14 protein-coding genes and 2 pseudogenes are annotated in these 24,035 nt (G+C 58.9%); 11 read left to right on the forward strand and 5 right to left on the reverse strand.

What is annotated here, in order from left to right:
- The 5 genes from BMW76_RS37040 to BMW76_RS37060 form a co-directional block, all read left to right on the forward strand.
- On the forward strand, positions 1-987 hold a 987-nt coding region (locus BMW76_RS37040), incomplete at its 5' end, for an ABC transporter substrate-binding protein (protein WP_245763548.1).
- Positions 988-1,449: 462 nt separating this feature from the next.
- Complete coding sequence (locus BMW76_RS37045) at positions 1,450-2,604, forward strand: porin (protein ID WP_090873736.1); 1,155 nt, start codon at positions 1,450-1,452, stop codon at positions 2,602-2,604.
- Between the two features lie 715 nt (positions 2,605-3,319).
- On the forward strand, positions 3,320-4,516 hold the full coding sequence (locus BMW76_RS37050) for a M24 family metallopeptidase (RefSeq protein ID WP_281248593.1): 1,197 nt from the start codon (positions 3,320-3,322) through the stop codon (positions 4,514-4,516).
- Positions 4,517-4,539: 23 nt separating this feature from the next.
- The gene (locus tag BMW76_RS37055; RefSeq protein WP_090873738.1) at positions 4,540-5,559 is read left to right on the forward strand and encodes a succinylglutamate desuccinylase/aspartoacylase family protein; all 1,020 of its coding nucleotides are present in this window, start codon (positions 4,540-4,542) and stop codon (positions 5,557-5,559) included.
- 152 nt (positions 5,560-5,711) lie between these two features.
- A complete protein-coding gene (locus BMW76_RS37060) occupies positions 5,712-6,734 on the forward strand; it encodes a threonine synthase (protein ID WP_245763549.1) in 1,023 nt (340 codons plus the stop codon).
- 598 nt (positions 6,735-7,332) lie between these two features.
- Here the strand turns inward: BMW76_RS37060 and BMW76_RS37065 are convergent.
- On the reverse strand, positions 7,333-7,872 hold the full coding sequence (locus BMW76_RS37065; protein ID WP_090873740.1) for an Lrp/AsnC family transcriptional regulator: 540 nt from the start codon (positions 7,870-7,872) through the stop codon (positions 7,333-7,335).
- Between the two features lie 177 nt (positions 7,873-8,049).
- On the opposite strand from BMW76_RS37065, the gene mdeB reads away from it, so the two are divergent.
- The 5 genes and pseudogenes from mdeB (at position 8,050) to BMW76_RS37090 (ending at position 16,267) form a co-directional block, all read left to right on the forward strand.
- Positions 8,050-10,764: an alpha-ketoglutarate dehydrogenase gene (gene mdeB, locus BMW76_RS37070; RefSeq protein WP_090873741.1), complete on the forward strand. Its 2,715-nt coding sequence runs from the start codon at positions 8,050-8,052 to the stop codon at positions 10,762-10,764.
- Positions 10,765-10,790: 26 nt separating this feature from the next.
- On the forward strand, positions 10,791-12,569 hold the full coding sequence (ilvB, locus tag BMW76_RS37075; protein ID WP_090873742.1) for a biosynthetic-type acetolactate synthase large subunit: 1,779 nt from the start codon (positions 10,791-10,793) through the stop codon (positions 12,567-12,569).
- 137 nt (positions 12,570-12,706) lie between these two features.
- Positions 12,707-14,014, forward strand: a pseudogene (gene aceF, locus BMW76_RS37080) (dihydrolipoyllysine-residue acetyltransferase); the annotation flags it as partial.
- 41 nt (positions 14,015-14,055) lie between these two features.
- Positions 14,056-15,798 (forward strand): dihydrolipoyl dehydrogenase, encoded by a 1,743-nt coding sequence (lpdA, locus tag BMW76_RS37085; protein WP_090873743.1) that lies wholly within the window; start codon positions 14,056-14,058, stop codon positions 15,796-15,798.
- 202 nt (positions 15,799-16,000) lie between these two features.
- Positions 16,001-16,267: a hypothetical protein gene (locus BMW76_RS37090; protein WP_090873744.1), complete on the forward strand. Its 267-nt coding sequence runs from the start codon at positions 16,001-16,003 to the stop codon at positions 16,265-16,267.
- A 2,349-nt stretch (positions 16,268-18,616) separates the two neighbouring features.
- Here the strand turns inward: BMW76_RS37090 and BMW76_RS41520 are convergent.
- The gene (locus BMW76_RS41520; protein WP_177200611.1) at positions 18,617-18,964 is read right to left on the reverse strand and encodes a hypothetical protein; all 348 of its coding nucleotides are present in this window, start codon (positions 18,962-18,964) and stop codon (positions 18,617-18,619) included.
- A gap of 415 nt (positions 18,965-19,379) precedes the next feature.
- Here BMW76_RS41520 and BMW76_RS37120 point away from each other — a divergent pair.
- A pseudogene (locus BMW76_RS37120) lies at positions 19,380-20,143 on the forward strand (tyrosine-type recombinase/integrase); the annotation flags it as partial.
- Between the two features lie 261 nt (positions 20,144-20,404).
- Here the strand turns inward: BMW76_RS37120 and BMW76_RS37125 are convergent.
- The 3 genes from BMW76_RS37125 to BMW76_RS37135 all read right to left on the reverse strand — a co-directional run bounded on the left by BMW76_RS37125 (position 20,405) and on the right by BMW76_RS37135 (position 24,008).
- Positions 20,405-21,280: a group II intron maturase-specific domain-containing protein gene (locus tag BMW76_RS37125; RefSeq protein ID WP_090873747.1), complete on the reverse strand. Its 876-nt coding sequence runs from the start codon at positions 21,278-21,280 to the stop codon at positions 20,405-20,407.
- Between the two features lie 385 nt (positions 21,281-21,665).
- Entirely contained in the window at positions 21,666-22,682 is a 1,017-nt protein-coding gene (locus BMW76_RS37130; RefSeq protein ID WP_090873748.1) for an IS110 family RNA-guided transposase, read from the reverse strand.
- A gap of 264 nt (positions 22,683-22,946) precedes the next feature.
- A complete protein-coding gene (locus BMW76_RS37135; protein WP_090873749.1) occupies positions 22,947-24,008 on the reverse strand; it encodes an IS110 family RNA-guided transposase in 1,062 nt (353 codons plus the stop codon).
- Positions 24,009-24,035 lie beyond the last annotated feature (27 nt).

Genomic DNA, 24,035 nt, shown 5'->3' on the forward strand with positions numbered 1-24,035 from the left:
GGCACCGGCCCTTATAGTCTCGCGGAACACAAAGCTGATCAATACATCAAGCTTGTCCGCTTCAAGGGGTATGTCTCGCGCAAGGAACCTGCCGATGGGACGTTCGGCGAGCGTAAACAGCTCCCGAGCGAGATCGATTTCATTCCGGTCCCCGACAACAATACGCGCGTCGAGGGTGCCGTTGCTGGACAGTACGACTATGCCGACGGTCTTCCGATCGAAGCATACGATCGGCTTCAAAAAAGCGGCAAATCCGCGCCAGTCCTTCTCCCGGATCTCGGCTGGCCATTTTTTGCGTTCAACCTGCGAGCCGGCCCGATGAGCCATCTGAAGCTTCGCCAGGCTGTTGCCGCGGCGTTGTGCCCGGCAGATATGCTGCAGGCGGCTTTCGGCGACAAAAAATTCTACAACCTGGATGCCGCGCTCTACCCGAAGAGTTACGGCTGGCACAACGAGGAAGGCGCGCAGGTCTACAACCAGCACGATCCACAGAAAGCGGCCAAGCTCCTCAAGGAGGGAGGCTACGATGGCGCGCCGCTGCGCATTCTGACCTCGCACCAGTACGAGTTCCACTACCAGATGGCGGAAGTGGCGAAGGCGTGCCTCGAAGAGGCCGGCTTCAAGGTTCAACTCGACGTGGTCGATTGGGCGACGCTCACACAGCGTCGCGGGAACCCGAAGCTCTGGGACATCTACGTCACTCACTCGTTTTTCAACGCAGAGCCGGCAACGTATAGCTCCTACGACTCGTCCTCGCCCATAGGCTGGGACACGCCCGAGCGGACTAAAATCTTGAACGCTTTTCTCAGCGCAACTGACGAGAAGCAGCGCGAGCAAGCGTTTGCTCAGGTGCAGAAGCTCGTCTGGGAACAGTTGCCCTACTACAAGGTCGGCTCGTTCGCGTGGCTTGCTGCAGCGAACCGCAAGATGACCGGTGTTCCAAAAATCGGGTGGCCCGTTTTCTGGAATGCCGAAGTCAGCAAATAGTGATAGCCGGGCGGGCGGGTTGGTCGAGTCGACAACTAGAAAGGCGAGGTTGTACCGCCGCTGAGGCTAATCCGCACTACTAGGCATTAAGCCACATATATTCGCATGGCTGACCCAGTCGTCTCCGACAAACCCGACTATGCGCTTTAAGGCAGCAACGACAGATGCTGATCGCGTGAATTGCCGGTCGTCATCCGTCGAGGCCAGTACGTTGATGCGGGATTACCACAATTACAGAATGCCAGGTATACCAAGTATTATTGGCAAAGTGTCAAGCAGGGCGAGACGCTCAACGTTGAACCCGCACCGCTGCGGTGGACGTCGGGTGGGAAAGAATAACCTGCACCCTCCGTCGGAACCAGACGCGATCTTGTGAATGCATAAGGCGATACATGCCATACAAAAATAATCATCGAGGGCAGAGAAAGTCTCTTCTTATCTAATGGAACAAAGCGATTTGAAATGAAAAAGACCTTGATTTCATCGGTTGCCTCGCTTGCCCTCGTCACGACGGCACATGCTCAGAGCTCGGTCACGCTATACGGTCTAATCGACGCCGGGATCTCTTACACCAATAACGCCGGTGGTAGCCACCAATATCAGATGGCCGCAGGCAACTTGCAGGGTGACCGTTGGGGGTTGCGCGGCACCGAAGACCTAGGCGGTGGCCTTAAAGCTCTGTTCGTTTTGGAGAATGGCTTCAACATTTACACGGGGAAATTGGCTCAGGGTGGCGCCGAGTTTGGCCGGCAGGCCTTTGTTGGTCTTTCGTCGAGTCGCTTCGGCACCGTGATCATCGGCCGTCAATATGACTCATTCCAGGACTATGTCTGGATGTATGAGGCCGCGAATCAGTTCGCGCCATATTATGCGGCCCACCCTGGCGATCTCGATAACCTTAATGGCGGCAATCGAATCAACAACGCAATCAAGTTCAACAGTGTTTCCTACGGTGGTTTCACGTTCGGCGGGCTGTACAGTTTGGGCGGTGTCGCGGGGGACTTCAATCGTAACCAGATATGGTCGGTGGGTGCTAACTACACCCAGGGTCCGCTCTCTGCAGGCGTAGGGTTTGAGCGTGCGCAGGATCCGAACTATTCACTGTTCGGAAACACGCCGAGTGCTAGCACAAGCGGCTCGAACATGACCGGGAGCCGTGTTTATTCCGGCTACGCGTCTGCAAAGCGACAGCAGATCTTTATTGCTGGCGCGACATACAAGATCGGCGCGGCAACGGTTGGCGCTGTGTACAGCAATGTCCAATTTCAAGACATCGGCGCCTTGCCGGGTCTGCCTGCGACAGGAGCAGGCGGGGATGCGAAATTTCACAACGCAGAGGTGAACTTCCGTTATCAACTAAGCCCGCAATTCTTGGCGGGGATAGCCTACAACTACACCAAGGGCTACGGAGTGAACGATGCCCGGTATCACCAAGGTGTGGTCGGCGTCGACTACCTGCTGTCCAAACGCACCGACTTCTATGCCGATGTAATCTATCAACACGCATCGGGAACCGATTCGACTGGCCGTCCGGCCGTCGCCAATCTCGCGTTTACCACGGCTTCATCTACGCCTAATCAGGTCGTGGCAGTGGTCGGGGTCCGTCACAAGTTCTGAACCTCCTGGAGTTTATAGCCATATAACCCGTGAGCGCCGTTGGCTTCGACATCGGGCTATCGTGAATTTGCGACGGCGTTCCGGATACTGACTTTGCTGCAGTCGATAATCGGACAAAACTCGACTCGGGTCACTGAGTCTTGGAACTTCGGGAAGTAATAGAGGCGTTAGGAAATAGCCGAAACCGTCGGGGACAAAGGCGATCCCCTCAGATGGAGAGGTCGCGCCGTCGCGCTCCCCCTTCGGCTCGAGGTCCGTAATCGGCACGAGTCGCGTCGGTGAGCCGTCGAAAAGGAAACGCTAGATGTGACAGCGGCTCGAGACTGAGACACGCCTTTTTGCAGGTCGGCGCTCGTAGGGGTGCTCTGCTCGGTAGTCTACAACGAACGCATTCGGGTTCGTTAATATTCAGGCGGTCGCAGCATGGCCAATTGGAGACAACTTGCCCCAGCGGCCACCAAGCCTGCACTCGGTCCGTAGCTGGAGCTCACGGAATACTGAATGTTCGTCATTCTCCATACCACGACGGCTATAGGGCATCTCCAACTTGTGTGCAGGAACGCTTCTCGATCCTGCGCGGTTTCCGCCGCGAGCGCCCCATCGTCGCGCCGGCCACCGCCGTTCGAAGTTGACATGTCGCGAGTCGGCTGTCATACTGGGTATACCTTGTCTCATTGGCCATGCCGATACGGGGCCAGACTCCGAGGAGCACCCTGTGAGTGAAAAAAGCGTAAATCTGCTTACACATCCCCTTCCCCCGGCCCCGAAAGTTCCGGCCGCTGAACTCGACACCCGACTCGAAAGGATCCGGCACGAGATGGAACGCGATGGATTGGACATCATCGTTCTTTCCGACCAAAAGAACATAGAGTACTTCACCGATTACCACACGTTGGGGTGGATGTATAAGGCGCGCCCCGTATTTGTTATCGTTACTGCTAACGAACTCCAGCTCGTCGCAAGCATCATCGAAACAAAGGGCGTGGGACTCGAGCATCGGAATTTCACTACCCAGTTCTACAACGGGTACCTGGTTGAGGGCGTGGTTTTGATCGCCGAGATCATCCGTAAGTCGTTCACCGGTCTCACGCCTCGTATCGCGATCGATTACGGCCAGGATTTCTTTGGTCGCGGCTCGCTCGAGCTTGTTGATGCGCTACGTGATTTGTCCGCTGGTGGAAAGGTTCAAAGCGCTGGGCCGGCGTTGTGGCGCGTCCGTATGATTAAAAGCCGGTTCGAAGCGGATCTTAAGCGAACTGCATTCGCGATTGTCAACGAAGCTTTCGACGCCGCGATCGCACAAGCGTACATCGGTATGCCTGAGTATGAGCTTTGCCAGCTCGTGCAAGCGCAGGTCTTTCTCAACGGTGCGGAGACCGCAGATCAGATCGCGATGCTTTTCAGTAAAGGAGATTTCGCCTATGGTCGCCCAGCGGGAACGCGACGTCTGGAAGCTGGCCACTATGTGTGGACCGATTTTCGTGCGACATATGGAGGTTACCCGGCAGACCGCAACCGAATAGCGCGTGCGGGTGAGCCGGCGCGATGGGAACGCGACGCCTATACCGCGGTGCGGAGCTTGACACACGAACTTTGTCGAACGGTGCATGCTGGCATGACGTGCGCCGACGTCTTCAGGAAATTCGAAAGCCGTTGGAGCGAATTGCAACTCGGAGACATCTACGCGGGCGTCACGCGAATCGGGCACGGCGGCGGTCTGGACGTCACCGAGCCTCCATCACTGTCGGCTACGGACCACCAAATGATCCATCCCGGGATGATTCTCCATATCGAGCCCAAGCTCGAGAAAGACGGGGCCGTATTTCAGTTCGAAGAAGTGATCTATGTGGGCGACAAGGACGTCGAATTCCTAAGTGCGCTATCACCGGAAACGCTTCCGGTTATCCTTTAAATCGATTGTTTAATTTAAGAGAAATGTCAACGACTACACGCATTTGGACGCCCGTCGATTTCAATCGCGATGGGAAACAGACCGGATCGCTCCGGCTGCCGATTTCTAGCGACCTCTCGGCCTACGGCTGGATCCCGATTCCGGTCGTCTGCATCAAGAACGGGGATGGCCCTACTGCCGTGTTGATTGCAGGCACTCACGGCGACGAGTATGAGGGGCAAATTGCACTCCTAGAGCTTGCTCGTAGTCTCGATCCGTCGGCCATCACCGGTCGCATCATTATCCTTCCGGCGCTTAATTTTCCCGCAGTCGAGGCGGGCCGCCGAGTTTCGCCACTCGACGAAGGCAATCTGAACCGATTGTATCCGGGTGAGGCCCACGGGACGGCAACTCAGATGATTGCTCATTACGTGACGACGGCCATGCTGCCGATGGCGGACCTTGTGGTCGATCTCCATTCGGGCGGGCGTTCGCTCGATTATGTTCCCTGTGCCCTAATTCGACCTTGCGCCGACAAGCAACTGGATGATCGGCAGATGGAAATGCTGCGGGTGTTCGGCGCGCCGATCAGCTATATCACCGATGGCAAGGGTGGCGGCGGGAACACCACGCTGCCAGCTACCGCGGAGCCGTTGGGCGTGCCCGTGATCACCGCGGAACTCGGGGGCGGGGCGATGCTACGGTCCTACGGCAAGGAACTGGCCCGCTTCGCAGTCCTGCGTCTACTCGATCATATCGGAATTCGCGCTGACCGTACCCTCGCGCAACCGCAACAGACTCGCATGATGGTGGGAGGGCGGGACGGTTTTCTCTACGCGGAATCGGATGGGTTGTTCGAGCCGGCGGCGACACCAGGCCAAGAAGTGACGGCGGGACAGCATGCCGGCTATCTGCACTCGATCGAACGTCCGACTGACCCGCCGATCAGCTTGACCTTTGGTACATCTGGCCTGGTTGCCTGCCGGCGCTTTCCGACTCTGACAAAACGGGGCGATTGTCTCTACACGCTCATGCAGGATGTCGAGGGAGCAGCTCGAAAATGACACAGTGTCTGGCCCGACGCAGCTTGTACATGATGGGCATGCGTTGCATCCGATGCGGTCGCATCTTTCCGATAGGAGACTACTTCGAGGGATGTCCTAATTGCTTATCCGGCGGCTGGCCAGCCAGCGTCGCACCGGCGTACGACGACGCAATGTTCACTTCCGAGCATTGGAAAAACTGGCTTGCGTATTCCGGCGAGCCGGTCCTCGGTGAGGGGGAGACTCCCCTCGTTCGATTGCCCTCCCTTGAGCAGCGTATCGGTATCGCCTGCTTATCCGCAAAATGCGAGGGAGCTAATCCGACGGGCTCGCACAAAGATAGAATGAGCGCTTTTGTCGTGCATCGCGCTAAGGAAGTCGGCTTGACTACTGTTGCTGCTGCATCGAGCGGTAATGCCGGCGTATCGTTGGCCGCTTATGCCGCGAGCGCCGGTCTCGACTGCGTGATTGTAACGACGCCCGACATGAGCGCAAATTGGCGTCGCGCCGCCGAAATGCACGGAGCGCAAATCATCGCTACTGCGACGAGTGACGAGCGGTGGCGGCTCGTGGCTGAGAAGACGCGTTCGGGCGCATGGTATCCAGTGACCAACTACTTGACGCCTCCAGTGGGCAGTAATCCGTTCGGCGTCGATGGATATCGGGCGATCGCATATGAACTGTTTGCACAGTCGGGCGCTAATCAGCCGACGGACGTTGTTGTGCCGACGGCTCGGGGAGACATCATATGGGGTATCGCTCAGGGCTATGCAGACCTGCGCAAAGCGGGGCTGCTGACGGTGTTGCCGAAGGTGCATGCGGTCGAGCCATTCCCGCGTATCACGTGTGTTATTGCAGGCGTCGACATGCGGGAGACGTTCGCCGGAACTTCGGCGCTTGTTTCGATCGGGGGAGGAACGGTCACGTTTCAGGCAATGGAAGCGTTGAAGATGACTGGTGGAGCGGCGGTCGCGGTCGCCGAGACGCAAGTCCGGGAAGACCAGATGGAGTTGGCTCGCGCAGGCCTTTACCTTGAACTATCAAGTGTGGCGGCACTCAGTGGCCTGAAACGGTTGCTACATGCAGGCGTGGTGTCGCGTGCGGCGAATGCGGTCATTGTCGCGACTTCCCACGGCTACAAAGAGGAAGCGCATTATGAGCGTCCGCTTGACACGGTCTCGCTACGATTGATGTAGCTACAGTACGGCGCACAGAAGCGTGTGTGAACCGTAGAGTCCTTAAGGACGTACGCGCCATTCTCTTCTCGCGCAAATACGCGCGTAGCCGTGCGGATTCATCGGGAGCCTGATTACTGACTGACGACAGGATCGTTAAGAGTGGCGAGAACGTCGTCGGTTGCGAATGAGCGGCCGTGGAGATACGCCCACAGAGAGGTAATGCTATGGTAAAAGCAGCGTTTGCGAAGGAGGGGTGACCGGACATTACCGCAACCCCTGCACGGTCAGCGACACAGATCTTAAGCTATCGGACGCGGCAACGGTGGGGCGGGGCGATCCTGAAAAGACCGATGGTCCGTCCTATCGTCAGGCCGAAGATTGGCTTTGATCTAACCAATGCGCGGCTGAAGAAAATGAAGAAGGCGGGTACGCCGTCAACGCTGTCAACAACATGGTTCTAGCCGGCAGGAGACGGCTACACCGTCGACGCTAAACGACCTCTGTGACGGTCGGAAATGAGAGAAGAATGACATTGTGCCACGTTAGCGGTGTGCCTTTAACGCGCGCCCCGTCGGCCGCGACGGGCTGAAGAGGGGAGATCCGCGGCCCACATTCGTTAAGCCCATTCCTGAGGTACGTCGCTACTCTCCGAGAGAGTCAGGCCCGCGATCGGCAGCGGCAACGCCGTCTTGTATCGCACCTGCTTGAGAGCAAAGCTGGAGCGGATGTTCGATACGCCCGGTATCTTTGTCAGCCATTGCACAATGAAGTGTTCAAGGCTTTGCATGTCAGGCACGACAACCCGCAGCAGATAGTCGGCATCGCCTGTCATCAGATAGCACTCCATTACCTCCGGTCGATCCGCGATCTCCTTCTCGAACACGCACAGCGCGTCTTCGACCTGCTGCTCGAGTCTGACCTGAATGAAGACGTTGATGCGTAACCCGAGCGCGCCGGCGTCGAGAAGGGTGACGTGCTGCCGGAACAAGCCGAGCTTTTCAAGTGCGCGTACGCGATTGAAGCACGGAGTGGATGACAGGTTAACTGCGCGTGCTAGCTCAGCATTCGTAATGCGTGCGTTGTCCTGCAACTGGCGCAAGATTGCGATATCTGTTCGGTCCAGGCGGCGGTTCGGGATCTTTGTTTCGGACGTCATAGTATGGGAATCTCATGCGAAGGCTCAAATCCAGAATTTATACCCTATCTGAACTGAAAACTACCAGCAAAAGAGACGCACATTCTGGGAAGAGATAGCTAAGCTCTTCTGACATGATCGAACTGCCCAATTCAACCCGCGCGAGTATCGAATCTCACTGTTTACCCTGGAGTCGCCATGACCGATTTATCGAACGGTGTTCAACCCGTTCTCGCCCTCACTCAAACCCGCATTGACAACGATCCGCAGGAGACTGCCGAATGGATCGCCGCACTGGATGGCGTGGTGGAGCATGTTGGACTTGAGCGCGCCCAGTATCTTTTCGACCGCCTGGCCGCGCACGCATTGTCGAGCGGTATTGCAACGGCGCGTGCAAATGTCACGCCCTATACGAACACCATCCCGGTCGACCAGCAGCCGCCGTTTCCAGGTGACGTCGATACTGAAGAGCGACTCGCCGCAGCATTACGCTGGAATGCGCTCGCGATGGTGGTGCGAGCGAACCGGGCTTACGGCGAACTCGGGGGACATATTGCGAGCTACGCATCGGCAGCGGATCTCTTCGAGGTCGGGTTCAACCATTTCTTTCGTGGTGCGAACGATGCACATGGTGGTGACCTCGTCTATTTCCAGCCCCATTCGTCGCCAGGCGTGTATGCGCGCGCATACCTGGAAGGTTTCCTGAGCGAACGGCATCTGGAGCACTATCGCCGCGAGATAGCGGGTCCGGGCTTGTGCTCGTATCCGCATCCGTGGCTGATGCCTGATTTCTGGCAGTTTCCAACGGGATCGATGGGCATCGGCCCTATCAGCTCGATCTACCAGGCGCGCTTCATGCGGTACCTGCAGAACCGCGATTTGCTCAAGACAGAGGGCAGAAAGGTATGGGGCTTCTTTGGTGACGGCGAGATGGACGAGCCCGAATCGATTGGTGCGTTGTCGCTCGCGGCCCGGGAAGGGCTCGACAATCTCGTCTTCGTCATCAACTGCAATCTGCAGCGGCTCGATGGCCCGGTCCGAAGCAACGGCCGGATCATTGATGAGCTTGAGGCGCAGTTCACGGGCGCAGGCTGGAACGTGATCAAGGTGGTTTGGGGTTCCGACTGGGATGCCCTTTTTGCGCGCGATCGCACTGGCGCGTTGTTGCGCGCATTTGCACACACCGTTGATGGACAGTTTCAGACTTTCTCGGCTAACGACGGCGCATACAACAGCGAGCGCTTCTTCGGACAGAACGAGGAACTGGCTTCGCTTGCCGCGCATCTTAGCAACGACGACATCGACCGCCTGCGCCGGGGCGGCCATGACGTGCGCAAGCTGTATGCCGCGTACGACAGGGCACTGAAACATGCAGGGCAGCCCACGGTGATTCTCGCGAAGACAATGAAGGGCTTCGGCATGGGCTCAATCGGCCAGGGCCGGATGACCACGCACCAGCAGAAGAAGCTCGACGTCGAACAGCTGAAGGCGTTTCGCGACCGGTTTCGCTTGCCCATTTCCGACGAGGACGTCGAGAAGCTGCGGTTCTACAGGCCGGCGGACAACAGTCCAGAAATGCGGTACCTGCATGCCCGGCGCGAAGCGCTCGGCGGGTATCTGCCCCGCAGAAGGACAGCCGCGTCGCAAACGCTGCCTGTCCCGACGTTGTCGGCATGGGGGCAATTCGCCCTCGAAGCCGGCGGCAAGGAGATGTCGACCACGATGGCGTTCGTGCGGATGCTCGGGAGCCTTCTGAAAGACGCGTCGCTCGGCCCTCGTGTTGTTCCCGTGGTCGCCGATGAGGCACGGACGTTCGGTATGGCGAACCTGTTCCGGCAGGTAGGGATCTATTCGCCGCTCGGACAACTGTACGAGCCCGAAGATATGGGCTCAATGCTGTACTACCGGGAAGATACGGGTGGGCAGATACTCGAAGAGGGCATTTCGGAGGCGGGCGCTGTGTCGTCGTGGGTCGCCGCGGCCACGTCATACAGCGTGCACGATCTGCCCATGCTCCCGTTCTACATCTACTACTCGATGTTCGGTTTTCAGCGCATCGGCGATCTGATCTGGGCTGCGGCCGACCAGCGTGCGCGCGGCTTCCTGATAGGTGCGACGGCGGGCAAGACGACGCTCGGCGGCGAGGGTTTGCAGCATCAGGACGGCACGAGCCACCTGGCGGCTTCGACGGTACCCAACTGCCGTGCCTATGATCCCGCATTCGCGTACGAGGTAGCCATGATCGTTGACGAAGGCATGCGCGAGATGATCGAACGTCAGCGCGATGTGTTCTATTACCTGACGGTGACGAACGAGAACTATGCCCAGCCTTCGCTTCCCGATGCACCCACCGAAAGCGTGCGTGAAGGTGTGCTCAAGGGCATGTATCCGCTCGACGCGAATTTGCGTGATCGGGCTAAGGTCCAGTTGCTTGGCTCGGGGGCGATTTTGGGCGAAGTGCAGGCCGCGGCGCGCCTCCTGAAGGAAGACTGGAAAATCGAAGCGTCTGTTTGGAGCGTCACCAGCTTTACGGAGCTGCACCGGGACGGTGTCGCGTCCGAACGCACCGATCGTTTGTTCGACGAGGTTCGCGGTCCCGCTCCATATGTGACGTCTGCGTTGTCGCGTTCTCAAGGGCCCGTGGTGGCAGCGACAGACTATGTGCGTGCCGTTCCCGAACTCATTCGTGCGTATGTGCCGCGGCGCTATGTGACGCTTGGCACCGATGGCTTTGGACGCAGTGACACCCGTGCGGCATTGCGAGCCTTCTTCGAAGTTGACCGGCATTCGATCGCGATTGCTGCGCTGAAAGCACTCGCGGACGACGGGGCAGTTCCCGTCGAGATCGTCAGGCAGGCCGCTGGTCGTTATGGCACGCATGACGGTCAACGGGCCGCGCCGTGGCAACGGTGACAGATAAGCACCACCGGGAGCTAATAATGAAGATTGCAGGTGCTGAGATCCAACAGATTGCGAAAGCCGGCGCTTCGAGTCCTTCCGGCATGGACGGCCATGCATCGGGAGCACAGATTGTCTTGTCCGTCTTGCGTGGAGAGGGCGTGGAGACGGTTTGGGGATATCCAGGCGGCGCCGTCCTACCGCTTTACGACGCGCTCCAGGAAACCGTCGATATCACCCATTTGCTGGTTCGCCATGAACAGGCCGCCGTGCACGCGGCGGATGGCTTTGCGCGCGCAACGGGAAAGGTCGGGGTAGCGCTGGTGACATCGGGGCCGGGCGTGACAAACGCAGTGACGGGCATTGCGACTGCCTATTTCGATTCCATCCCGATGGTGGTGATCTCCGGCAACGTATCCACACACTCTATCGGAACCGATTCGTTTCAGGAGTGTGATGCCGTCGGCATTACACGCTCAGTCGTCAAGCATAACTTTCTGGTTCTGGATGCCTCGCAACTGGCGAAGACGCTGAAAAGCGCATTTCATATTGCCCGCACCGGACGCCCGGGACCTGTACTGGTGGATATTCCCAAAGACGTGCTTCAGGCGAAGACGCCATTGCGCGTTCCTGATTCCGTCACTCTGCGCTCCTACCGTCCACGCATGGATCCTCATACCGGACAGATGCGTCGGGCCGCTGAAGCGCTCGCGCGCTCAGAAAGGCCATGCATTCTGGTCGGTGGTGGAGCGGTTGCATCGGCTGCAAACGAGGAGATTGCGGAACTCGTGCGTCGACTCGATGCCCCGGTGACGAACACCTTGATGGCGCTTGGCGCCTTTCCGGCTTCGGACAGGCGGTGCCTCGGGATGCCAGGACTGCATGGAACATACGAAGCCAACATGGCGATGCAGCATTGCGACGTACTGATTGCGCTCGGTGCGAGATTCGATGATCGGGTCATTGGAAATACAGCAGACTTCCGGTCAGATCGAAGGACGATTATTCATGTTGATATCGACCCCGCGACCATCGACAAGCGGGTGCAGGTTGACATACCGATCGTGGGAGACGTGAAGACCGCGGCGAACGGGATACTGGAGCAGCTCCGGGCACACCGTATCAACGACAGAAATCGCAACGACTGGTGGAGAGAGATAGAGAACTGGCGTGAGAAGCGCTGCCTCGCCTACGAGCCGGACGCTGATGTGATCAAGCCACAGTTTGTCATCCAACGGCTTTGGGAAGCCACTGGAGGCGATGCCTATATTTGTTCCGACGTCGGACAGCACCAGATGTGGGCCGCGCAGTTGTATGGATTCAACAAACCTCGTCGATGGATCAGTTCGGGGGGCCTCGGAACGATGGGCGTCGGATTGCCTTATGCAATGGGCGTCAAACGCGCGTTTCCCGGCGCGGATGTGGTCGCAGTAACTGGGGACGGCTCGATCCAGATGTGCATCCAGGAGTTGTCGACCTGCAAGCAGTATGACCTCGGGGTGAAAATCGTTTCCCTCAACAACGGCTACCTGGGGATGGTGAGGCAACTGCAGCATGTGAATTATCGCGACCGTTACTCCCACTCGTACATGGACGCGTTGCCTGACTTTGTCGCACTCGCCCTCGCTTACGGGCATGTCGGCTTTCGCATCGAGCGACCATGCGATGTCGAGCCGGTGCTGCGCGAAGCACTTGCCATGAAGCACCGTACGGTATTCATGGACTTTGCCATCGATCCGTCCGAGAACGTCTGGCCTATGGTTCGAGCGGGCGCGGGACTGACGGACATGCTGATGAATTCGCGCGACGTCGATCGGTAGTCGAGATGGCTAGGACTTCGGACAGCCCGGCGCCTGCTGCCTGTCCCGGCGTTGATGCATCCGCGAGAAACACTACGCAACGATTTGCTCTCGCGTTGGACCGCGATTGGGAGATTACTGAAGTGCATGTAACCGAGATTAAGGTGCCCGATATCGGCGACTACAAGGGCGTCCCAGTCATCGAGGTGCTGGTTGCCCCCGGTGATGTAGTACGAGAGGAGCAATCGCTGGTTACCTTGGAGTCGGACAAGGCCACCATGGACGTGCCGAGTCCTTTTGCCGGCGTCGTTCGGGAAATAAAGCTCACGGTCGGCGATGCGGTGTCGGAAGGCTCCGTCATCCTGCTTATGGAGCCGCAAGATGCGGTGGCGCAGGCGGTAGCCAGTGAGATGGGCTCGGAGGCGAAGTCCGGGCTCCACTACGGTTCACCCATTGCTAATGACCTGCGCGAACCTGCAGGCCGCCCTTCCGCCCCTGCGCCAGCGGCTGTGATCCCGGAGAAGGGGGGTGGGCTGAGCGGATCAAGCCATGCTTCGCCGTCGGTGCGCAAGTTCGCGCGCGAACTGGGCGTCGACGTGTCGCGCGTGCAAGGCACGGGTCCGAAGAGACGCATTACGCAGGACGACGTCACCGTGTTCGTCAAGGGCGTGATGACGGGCCAGCGCGCGGCGCCCGCTGGGGCTGCCGCGCCGGCTGCCGCGGGTGGCGGCGAACTCGGCCTGCTGCCGTGGCCGAAGATCGACTTCACGAAGTTCGGCCCGATCGATCCGAAGCCGCTGTCGCGCATCAAGAAGATTTCCGGCGCGAACCTGCATCGCAACTGGGTGATGATTCCGCATGTCACGAACAACGACGAAGCGGACATCACCGACCTCGAAGCGCTGCGCGTGCAACTGAACAAGGAACACGAAAAGGCGGGCGTGAAGTTCACGATGCTTGCGTTCGTGATCAAGGCCGTCGTCGCGGCGCTCAAGAAATTCCCGACGTTCAATGCGAGCCTCGATGGCGACAACCTCGTGTTCAAGCAGTACTACCACGTCGGGTTTGCCGCCGATACGCCGAACGGTCTCGTCGTGCCCGTGATCCGCGATGCGGACAAGAAGGGTCTCGTCGATATCGCGAAGGAAATGGCGGAGCTGTCGAAGCTCGCTCGCGAGGGCAAGCTCAAGCCCGATCAGATGCAAGGCGGCTGCTTCTCGATCTCGTCGCTCGGCGGCATCGGCGGCACGAACTTCACGCCGATCATCAATGCGCCTGAGGTCGCGATCCTGGGCCTGTCCCGCAGCGCGATGAAGCCGGTGTGGGACGGCAAGCAGTTCGTGCCGCGCCTCATGCTGCCCCTGTCGCTTTCATGGGATCACCGCGTCATTGATGGCGCAGAGGCTGGCCGCTTCAATGCCTATCTCGCCACAATTCTGGCTGACTATCGACGGGTATCGCTTTGACCCGCACCGCCCCGGTACAACCGCAGGGAAGAAACCAATAAATGACGCTTATTGATGTAAAGGTGCCCGACATCGGCGACTTCAAGGACATCGAGGTTATCGACGTCAACATCAAGGCCGGTGACGTCATCGAGAAAGAACAGACGCTGCTCACGCTCGAGTCGGACAAGGCCACGATGGAAGTGCCCAGCGACGTCGCGGGCACCGTCAGGGAAGTGAAGATCAAGGCGGGCGACAAGGCTTCGCAAGGCACTGTGATCGCGCTGGTCGAGGCTTCGGAAGGCTTAGCCGCGTCCGCGCCGAAGGCCGAGGCACCGACGGCCGCCGAAGTTTCGAAAACCGCCGCGCCGCAAGCCGGCAGCTTCAGCGGCAGCGCCGACATCGAGTGCGACATGCTCGTGCTCGGCGCGGGCCCCGGCGGTTACTCGGCCGCGTTCCGCTCGGCCGACCTTGGCATGAAGACCGTGCTCGTCGAACGCTATCCGACGCTCGGCGGCGTGTGTCTGAATGTCGGCTGCATTCCGTCGAAGGCGCTCTTGCACACCGCGCTCGTCATGGACGAAGTGGACGAACTCGCCGCGCACGGCATTTCGTTCGGCAAGCCACAGATCGACCTCGACAAGCTGCGCGACTTCAAGTCGGGCGTCGTCAAGAAGCTGACGGGCGGTCTCGCCGGCATGGCGAAGGCGCGCAAGGTCGAAGTCGTCACGGGCGTCGGCACGTTCGTCGATCCGCATCATATGGAAGTGCAGGGCGAGAGCGGCAAGAAGGTGGTCCGCTTCAAGCAGGCGATCATCGCGGCCGGCTCGCAAGCCGTGAAGCTGCCGTTCATTCCGGAAGATCCGCGCGTCGTCGATTCGACGGGCGCGCTCGAACTGCCCCAGATTCCGAAGCGCATGCTCGTGATCGGCGGCGGCATCATCGGGCTGGAAATGGCAACCGTCTATGCGACGCTCGGCGCGCAGATCGACGTCGTCGAGATGCTCGACGGCCTGATGCTGGGCGCGGACCGCGATCTCGTGAAGGTCTGGGAGAAGTTCAACAGCCAGCGTTTCACCAACGTCATGCTGAAGACGAAGACCACGGCCGCCGAAGCGAAGCCGGACGGCATCTATGTGTCGTTCGAAGGCGAGAAGGCGCCCGCCGAGTCGCAACGCTACGACCTCGTGCTCGTCGCCGTGGGCCGCAGCCCGAACGGCAAGAAGATCGGCGCGGACAAGGCAGGCGTGGCCGTGACGGATCGAGGCTCCATCGAAGTCGACAGGCAGCAGCGCACCAACGTGCCGCACATCTTCGCGATCGGCGATATCGTCGGTCAGCCGATGCTTGCGCACAAGGCCGTGCATGAAGGCCACGTCGCGGCGGAAGCGGCGCACGGCGAAAAGGCGTACTTCGACGCGCTGCAGATTCCGTCGGTGGCCTACACCGATCCGGAAGTGGCGTGGGCGGGCAAGACGGAAGACCAGTGCAAGGCCGAAGGCATCAAGTACGGCAAGGCGGTATTCCCGTGGGCCGCGTCGGGCCGCGCGATCGCCAACGGCCGCGACGAGGGCTTCACGAAGCTGATCTTCGACGAAGAAACGCATCGTGTGATTGGCGGGGGCATTGTCGGCCTGAATGCGGGCGACCTGATCAGCGAAGTCTGCCTCGCGGTGGAAATGGGCGCGGATGCGACCGACATCGGCAAGACGATCCATCCGCACCCGACGCTCGGCGAATCGATCGGCATGGCCGCCGAGCTGTACGAAGGTGTCTGTACTGACTTGCCGCGGACAAAGCGGTAAGGGTCGATCGATGACTGTATGAATGACTGGGCGCGTACTGCAGCGCGGGAACTATCGTCCATGGTGATCGACGACCCAGCACACCCTGGCTCTCCGTCGATCGTCGCCTGGTCAACTCAAGAGAGCCGGAACATAAGGAGTAAGCCGCATGGGACCGCAACGACGTTGGGTATGGGCGTGCCGGAATTCAGGCTACGATTGGATGAACACGCATAACTTCATCGGCGCAACACCGTTTGACGATATTGTTGCCCCGGCTTTTCAGTCCAACCATCAGCAACTCAAACACATGATTTCGCTAAACGAAGTGGCCGCGCCGACCCAGACGAAACCGGTGTCTACGCGACCTGCCAAAGGGAAGCAGGTTTCACTCTATGCTTCGTTGTTACAAAGTCCGACATCGATGCTGGTGAGCGTTGTGAATGAACGGGCCGATGTCTCGCACGTTGCAATTCTCGGCTACAACTGAATGGAGGCGGCGCAATCGAGCGGTTCCGTGTCTGCGCGTTACGGCGCACATCTGTTACTGCGAGAGCGACGCGCGGGCAGAGCTCGAGAGCCCGTTCGCCGCATGCAAACTGCACTTCACCGGGAGAGCCGAAAATCGTCTACTGACGACAACCGAAGAGGCGAGTATCCTGTGCACGCTTTGACGTTTTCGGGTAGTCCAGTCGCGCGCGATACGCGTGCAGTGTCGCAAAGCACAGCGACTTCGCGCACGGTGGCCGGTAATACGGGGTAGGCGATAGATGTATGAGTCGAGAGGCTCATATGCTGTTCCTGGAATGAAGGCGGCGCAATTTCGCTGCGCGTACCCAGATTCCGCAGCGGGTCTCAACTACCTTGGATGCGTACGCGATCCGGCGCCAAGCTTGGATCGTGGAAGTATATTTTATTCGGCGTCCCTCGCCTTCGATTCAAATTGGCAGCATGACTATCCGGAAGTTGAGATTTAACTAATTGACATGGCATTTCGCGTCACAAACATCAGGCCAACCACGCATGCTCGCCTCCCCGCTGCTGGGTTTATTGATCCATCGCTCCGCAACCATCTATGTTTCAGTGCTTTGCGAATGAATACGGGTCCGCGTTTCATTTGGGAACGATCGTGCGCACGTTGTTTGTGTCGTTCTATCTGTTTGTCGCAGGCTACGGCGACGGAAATCTGGCAGATTATTCCAAAGCGGATCTCAGGTTGAGCGAGCTTGCCATGGCGCGCAACGTTGGGGCCAGGTACCGCTTGGGTGCCCACGCGGTGAGCCTACCGCCCGGCTGCTGGCGCTCTACGATACTCAGCTTCAGGCAGCACCGCTCGACGAACTGATCGGAGCACATCGACGAGCCGACCGGAATATCAATTCTCCACCTGAAGAGCGATCGTCGGTCGCTGAACTAGTGCAACGCTCAAGGAGAAGAGTGGAGATTTAGCAGCGACAGGCCAGCAACGAATTTCTCGTGCAGGCAAGGCTAATGTTTTCGAGACGGCGCACTACCTGTTTGTAGCTTTCAGAGATTACTGTAAGTGGAACGACGTCAGCGCCCGTTAGCCCTCGGAGGGAAGCTGGAGAGCGTCAGACAGATCGCACTTGCTCCGCGCTAGCTCGATTCCGGTCGGCCCCTTGCGGGACCACGCCGAACCGGCGGCAGTGCGGCGATCTTCGCGTTGCCCTCGTGTCACTGAACGGCATATTCGAGTCATTCCCGGATCGGCGTGTTCGAGCCAGTGCGTGAGCCCGGGCAATCGGGCCACTCAATGATTGGTATATAGAAGGCACCTCGACCGGCGTAATTGAACACATAGCGGGCTCGGGGTCCCCGGCCCAGCCAAAACCCTCGGTGCAGGTCAAGGTACCTCGAATAAAGGTAAACCCCTGTTGAAATACCAGGCATACCACGTATCCTTTACATATGGTTCGTGAGGAGTGTGAGATGGACATCACCGGAAGCTCTCTGCGCGCGATTGTCACGAAATGGCTCGCGCCTACGGCGTGTTCACCGGTAGCCCTGACGCGACTACGGTACGCTAATGCCAGTTCACTGCGATGCGTTCGCGCAGAGCGTATTGGTTCGCGACATACCGTGGCAATCTTCTTCTTCCAACACGGTGACGGATCGTGGTCGGTATTTCCTCCCGCACCTCCGCGGCCGACAATGCGGGCGGTTGCGGCGGCTGATTCAGGACGGGTGATGGACAATCGGCAATGAAGGGGAAAGCGATGGACTTGGAACGAAAGGCGCGCGAGTCGGGCATGTTGATCGTCCTTGACGGTCGCATCGGCTGCGAAGAATACAAGAGCGTTTACGGCTCACTGGATGCGCTCCGGCGGTTTGCGAATAGCATTAGAGAGGAGGCGGTAAACCGACTTCAATCGAATGGCCTTCGCGCACGATCGGCGGACCTGAGTTGAGCCGCGACTTCATTATGCCTAGGCGCGGTCCGCGATCTCGTGAGAGTCCGAGTAAGGCTTGACTAGCGCTCGGAAACCCGTCGACCTCAGGGATCGCCAACAACGGCCTGTCGATTCTTGCCAGGCAGCGTATGTTACTTGGTCCAAGGCGGGCCGACACAATGGTGTAATTTGCGCGACACTTATCCGTGAGATTCTTCAAGCCTCACCGACGACTCGAGGCCTCAATTTCGCATGTTGGGCTCCCATTAAATTTTCAGCGTGTTTAAGTGCCGGACTACGATCCGATCCACGGACGGCGGCGGGAAACACCACATTCTCTCGCCGCACATTGAGGCGCGCTAACGCTTCAGCGTTTGAAGCACTTGGAAACCCTAGAGAACACTATGGCTTGGGCCAAATACGGCTGGTCAGGTCGGTCGACCCTTCACGTCTTCGAGCAGGAAGGCGGCTGGCATTGGGGCATCACGATTCCACGAGACCAGGGATCGGGTGGATTCAAGTTGGTTGCGTTCAGTACGCAGGTCTATGTGAGTGAAAGCGATGCGCGCGAGAACGGCGAAGACGCACTTCGGCGGCGGCGCGACGACGACAGTGTTGTCGTGCCACAGGCTGGGACGATCAACTTTCATGGTGCGGGAGGCCGCGCGCTTCGAGACGTCGATGATTCTTACGGCATTTGCCTCAAGAAGGAAGACTAGCGTTGCTCGCATGACTGCAAGGACGCCGAACATGTTCATCTCGAACACGATGCGCATATTGTCGATGAATTCACCGCTGACCTGACGCGCCCGAATTATCCTTCAACGGTGCACCTCGGCGTGGCTGGATGCCCACTTCCCGCTTGTTGATCGGCACGTCGAGGTTTCCGAGGGACGCTTCTTCTACCTGGCTGCCGCCGCAATAGATGTCGCCCCGTCTGTTGACGTCAAGATGGATGGCTTGGGCGTCTGTCCCGACGGACTTCATCGCCATCGCGACGGCGTCAAGTCGCCGAGCGCCCAGAGGACCGGACCTTGACGCCTCTCGACGCCAGATCCTTGGCAATTTGGCCCCCGAGTTGTAGGAAAACACACCAACGAAAGCGCACCGCATTCTCTGCGCGCCGGCGCAGGGCAAGATAAATGTGCCGACGCGCTCTCGCCCCGATCGGCCGGCGTACGCAGTAAATGAGTAAATGTCCTGTCGGCGCTGTTTCGCTGGCTGGTCGAGCCGTACGCGCTTGCGAATCCGTTCGCTGGCGTCAAGGTCAAGAGCCACGCGCCGCAGGCAAGGCCTGGACGTGTCGCGCGGCTTCTCCGAGGGCGAGTGGCTGTTGATCCGCACGGTTGCCGACGGCCTCGAATGGTCCCATGCCTGGAGCGAACCGGCCGCCCAGCGAATACGGTTCCTGCTGGACTTCGGCTATGCAATTGGCCTGCGCGCCAGCGAGCACGTTGGCGCGACGCTCGCCGACATTCGTGGGGACGAACACTGCGATCACTGGCTTGCACGTGCTCGGCAAAGGTGGCAAGCGCGGCAAGGTGGCGTTGCCGCCGCTTGCACAGACGGCACTCGACCAGTATCTCGTGCAGCGGGGCCTCCCGTCACACCCGCGCGCTGGAATCCGGTGACGCCGCTTGTCGCAAGCATCGAGGAGGACGACGTCGGCATCGAAACCACGCGGCTCTGGCGCGTGCTGAGGCGGTTCTTTGCGCTGGTGGCCAACGCGATTCAGGACGAGCGGCCTGGGACGGCCGAGAAGCTGCGCCGCGCGAGCCCGCACTGGATGCGACACACGCAGGCACATGCGCTGGTGCGAGGCGCCGAGCTGATCATGGTGCGGGACAATCTACGCCATTCGTCGATCTCGACGACGCGCCTATCTGCACAGCGACGAAGCGCAGCGTGCCCGGCAGTTCGATCAGGCTTTTGCCGCACGCGATTTCAAGGAGTAGGTCGTTTACGATGCTCACCATAGGCATGCGAATTTTTCATAGCTTCACTGCCTATTGTTACGTCGCGAACAATTCGAGGTGCCGGAGATGAGTTTGTCGCGTGATCGACGAGGTCGAATTTCAGAAGACCACCGCGCGTAGCGCGAGACACAGCGGATGTGAGGATGGCCAGTGTTGTCGGGTAGCCATGACGCATTGCTGCGCCATGGCCCCCTAAGAACCGGACAAGCAGATCACCCTGCATCCGGCTCAAGCCATTCTTCAGCACCATGGGGTGGCACCGGGCAGGCCGGCGGAACGTTTTGCGGTTCGTCGGCGAGCAAAGTAGGCATCCCACATCGAATCAAACGGGTTGGCCTGTGCCCGGATCTTGGTATGTCGCGTGATCGCGACCATATTCGAATGGAAGAGGCGAACGCCGTCGGTATTGCTGTCGGCGGATCCTTTCGTAGCGAAGACCCAGGACCTGCGCCCGTCCGAGCGGAAGTACCTGTCTTTTACCCACTGAGCTCCTTTGGAGGGATGCCTGCGCAGCGCCCACCGCCAGAGCAGTCGCCAGATGTGAGAGTCTACCAATGAGAAGGTGGCTTTCGCCACGCTGTGTCGATGATACATGGCCCACCCACGGATAACCGGGTTGAGCTTATGAATCAAGTCTTCCTGCGTGGTGCTTGCGTTACCTTTGATGATTCCCCTGACCTTGTCCACCAGCGATTTGATGCTTTTCTTCGCTGGCTTGGTCAGCAGTTTGCCATCGTACTTGCGCACGTTCTGGCCAAGGAAATCGAAACCCTCCGATATATGCGTGATCCTGGTCTTCTCTTCCGAGAGTTCCAGACCGCGAGCGGCCATGAACTGCCTGACCGCAGGAAGTACCTGCGATTCGAGCACCTCTTTCGAGATGCCCGTCACCACGAAGTCATCGGCATAACGTATGACATTGAGCTGGGCTCTGGTGCGGGCAAGTCTGTGTGTCCCCACACTCGCATGAACCGCAGCTTCCAGCCCATCCAGCGCCATATTCGCGATCACGGGTGAGATGATACCGCCTTGGGGTGTACCAGCCCGCGACTCGAACAGGGTTCCTTCATCGATATATCCGGCTTCAAGCCATTTGCGCAGAACTGCCTTATCCATCTATAAGGACTTGCCCATTTTCACAAGAGATATTGAAGAGGTTTGTACTGGTCTATAGTGCATCTCCTGAGTCATCGGGACATATTGGGGTGTAGCGGTGGGACAGACTGCGCACCTATAAACGTACATGGACTCCCGCCTATGAGCAAGATCGGTTTGCAATTTGAAGGTCTCGACTGCGTCCGTACATTCGGCTTTTGATGTGCTTACTATCAGCACGAGCCATCATGGAAGTTTGCGCGCTTGCCCCTCATCGGCCTTCTGGCTTCGTAATGCAGCCGCCGGATATATCAGGATCTGCAAGCGCCGGTCCGACCGGTTCGCCATGCTTGCCGCTTCTTGCGCAATCGCGAAGAGGGTAAAAGTACTGAGATAGTAAAGATTACTACGCCACCTTAAAGCTATCGTTGCTCGTCAATATGGCCCAGGCGATTCGCGCCGTCTTGTTCGCTAGAGCGATTGCCGCGACACTCATGTGTCGGCGTTGCATCACAGCTTTGATCCATCGACTATGCCGGTCGTCGCGGCGATTCACGAAACGCATCACTGCGCGCGCACCTTGTACAAGCAAGGTCCGGAGATAGGTGTCGCCGCGTTTTGTAATGCCCCCCAACTTCGCCTTGCCGCCGCTCGATCGTTGTGTCGGCGTCAGTCCCAACCATGCCGCGAACTGTCGTCCGTTCTTGAACTGCGACGGATCTCCACCAACGCTGCTAAACAACGCGGTCGCTACTAGCGGGCCGATGCCAGGAACCGTAGCAAGTCGCCGGCAACCCTCGTTGCGTTTGAATATTTCGGCTATCTCGTTAGTGAGTTGATCGACCCATTGTTGAAGGGCCGCGAGCTGTTCGAGGTACATCGATCCCAGGCGTCGCAGCAGGAGCGTGATCCGGGCATCAAGATTGTTGACGAGTGCGACGATACCCTGTCTTAACCGGGGAATGCCTATCGGGAAGATGAATCCCTCTTCGGCAAACATGCTGCGGATCTGGTTCGACTTCGCCGTTCGTTCGTGAATGAGTCGCTCGCGCATGCGGTGAATCGACTGTAGCGACTGCTGCTCGGCGCTCTTGATGGGCACCGGGTGAATGCCGGGCCGAGAAACAGCTGCGCAAATAGCTGCCGCATCATTCGCATCGTTCTTTCCGCCGACTCGGAATGGTTTTACATACTGTGTTGGCAGGAGACGTACCGTGTGTCCAAGGATTGTCAATTCACGAGCCCAGTAGTGGGAACCGTGACACGCTTCGATACCTATCAGACTCGGCTCCAGCTTTGAGAAGAACTTTAGTACCTCAGCGCGGCGCAGCTTCCGCTGTACGACCGGTTTGCCGGCACGATCGACGCCATAAACCTGGAACACGTTTTTCGCGATATCAAGACCGATGGTGAGCGTAGGCATATCGAATCTCCCGAAAGTGGCTCCGGCAGTGTGCGCCCCGGAGGGGGCGGGAGTCCATACCATCAGCCTTGCTGGACGATGTGATTGCTACGCCCGGGCCCGGATAGTAACCGCGCAGCAGGACTCCATTCGGGATGCGGCGAATACAGTGCCTGTAGTGCCTGATGGATGATCGAGTTCGCCTGCTGCCGGTCTGACCTGTCGCTATCGTTGCCTGTTGCGTCCTGTGTTGGAAGTGGTATTCAGTATGATGCTGGATGTGGTTCACGCGCCCGCCGTCGGACGGGGACGGGCGGGCGCGTGGGATGGATCAAATTTTTCGCCTTTCACGAGAATTGCCCACAGAATACGGGCATGCTTGTTGGCAATGGCGACGAGTGTCTTCTGGTAGCCGATGCGGGCCTGCAGTTGGAGAATCCAGCGTGAGAGCCGGTCGTCGCGTCGGGCGGCGGCGGCAATGGCTGATCGTGCGCCCAGGACCAGCAGGGTACGTAGGTAGTCGTTGCCCTGTTTCGTGATACGGCCCAGCCGTTGTCTGCCGCCGCTGCTGTTCTGTTTGGGCACGATGCCAATCCAGGCCGCGAGCTGGCGACCATTGCGGAACTGGTGCGCGTCGACCAAGGTTGCAACCGTGGCGGATGCAGTGAGGGGTCCGATGCCACACATTTCCATACACCGTTTTGCCTCGATATCCTGATTGGCGTGCTCGGCGATTTTTCGGTCGAACCAGGCGATCTCCTCATCGAGTGCATGCCACTTCTCCCAGGCGCGCATGAGGGCCTCACGTGCGGGTCCGGCGAGTTCATTGCTGGCGTCTTCGACGGAGTCGACGAAATATTTGTGCAACTGGTTGATACGTTGAGGGAAGAACAGGCCGAACTCGGCAAGCAGTCCCCGCAACCGGTTGATGAGCGCGGTACGCTCCTCGACATAGCCGGTACGCATACGGTGAAGCACGAGCACGCTCTGCTGAGTTGGTGACTTGACGGGCACGAAGCGCATATTAGGTCGGCCGGCAGCTTCGCAGATGGCTTCGGCGTCGCGCGCATCATTCTTTACGCGGGCGCCGCCCTTGCGGTAGGGCGCGACGAACTGTGGTGGAATCAGACGAACCTCATGTCCGAGTGCGCGGAGTTTACGAGCCCAGTAATGAGCGGCGCTGCAGGCTTCCATGGCGACCAGGCAGGGGTTGAGATTGGCGAACCAGCTCAGAAGTCGGTTTCGTGCAATTGCCCTGCGGGTGACGACGCGATCGGCCGCGTCGACCGCGTGGATCTGGATGACGTTCTTGGCGAGGTCAACGCCGATGCGGGCGATCGTGTCCATGATTTCCTCCTTGGCGCATGCGTGGTC

The sequence above is a fragment of the Paraburkholderia diazotrophica genome (genome assembly GCF_900108945.1).
GTDB lineage: Bacteria > Pseudomonadota > Gammaproteobacteria > Burkholderiales > Burkholderiaceae > Paraburkholderia > Paraburkholderia diazotrophica.

Excerpts from the sequence above, each read along its gene's own strand:
- BMW76_RS37065 (WP_090873740.1), bottom strand. The coding sequence starts at position 7,872 with ATGACGTCCGAAACAAAGATCCCGAACCGCCGCCTGGACCGAACAGAT.
- BMW76_RS41520 (WP_177200611.1), bottom strand. The coding sequence starts at position 18,964 with ATGCGCATCGTGTTCGAGATGAACATGTTCGGCGTCCTTGCAGTCATG.
- ilvB (WP_090873742.1), top strand. The coding sequence starts at position 10,791 with ATGAAGATTGCAGGTGCTGAGATCCAACAGATTGCGAAAGCCGGCGCT.
- mdeB (WP_090873741.1), top strand. The coding sequence starts at position 8,050 with ATGACCGATTTATCGAACGGTGTTCAACCCGTTCTCGCCCTCACTCAA.
- BMW76_RS37060 (WP_245763549.1), top strand. The coding sequence starts at position 5,712 with ATGTTCACTTCCGAGCATTGGAAAAACTGGCTTGCGTATTCCGGCGAG.
- lpdA (WP_090873743.1), top strand. The coding sequence starts at position 14,056 with ATGACGCTTATTGATGTAAAGGTGCCCGACATCGGCGACTTCAAGGAC.
- BMW76_RS37135 (WP_090873749.1), bottom strand. The coding sequence starts at position 24,008 with ATGGACACGATCGCCCGCATCGGCGTTGACCTCGCCAAGAACGTCATC.
- BMW76_RS37125 (WP_090873747.1), bottom strand. The coding sequence starts at position 21,280 with ATGGATAAGGCAGTTCTGCGCAAATGGCTTGAAGCCGGATATATCGAT.
- BMW76_RS37055 (WP_090873738.1), top strand. The coding sequence starts at position 4,540 with ATGTCAACGACTACACGCATTTGGACGCCCGTCGATTTCAATCGCGAT.
- BMW76_RS37045 (WP_090873736.1), top strand. The coding sequence starts at position 1,450 with ATGAAAAAGACCTTGATTTCATCGGTTGCCTCGCTTGCCCTCGTCACG.
- BMW76_RS37130 (WP_090873748.1), bottom strand. The coding sequence starts at position 22,682 with ATGCCTACGCTCACCATCGGTCTTGATATCGCGAAAAACGTGTTCCAG.
- BMW76_RS37090 (WP_090873744.1), top strand. The coding sequence starts at position 16,001 with ATGAACACGCATAACTTCATCGGCGCAACACCGTTTGACGATATTGTT.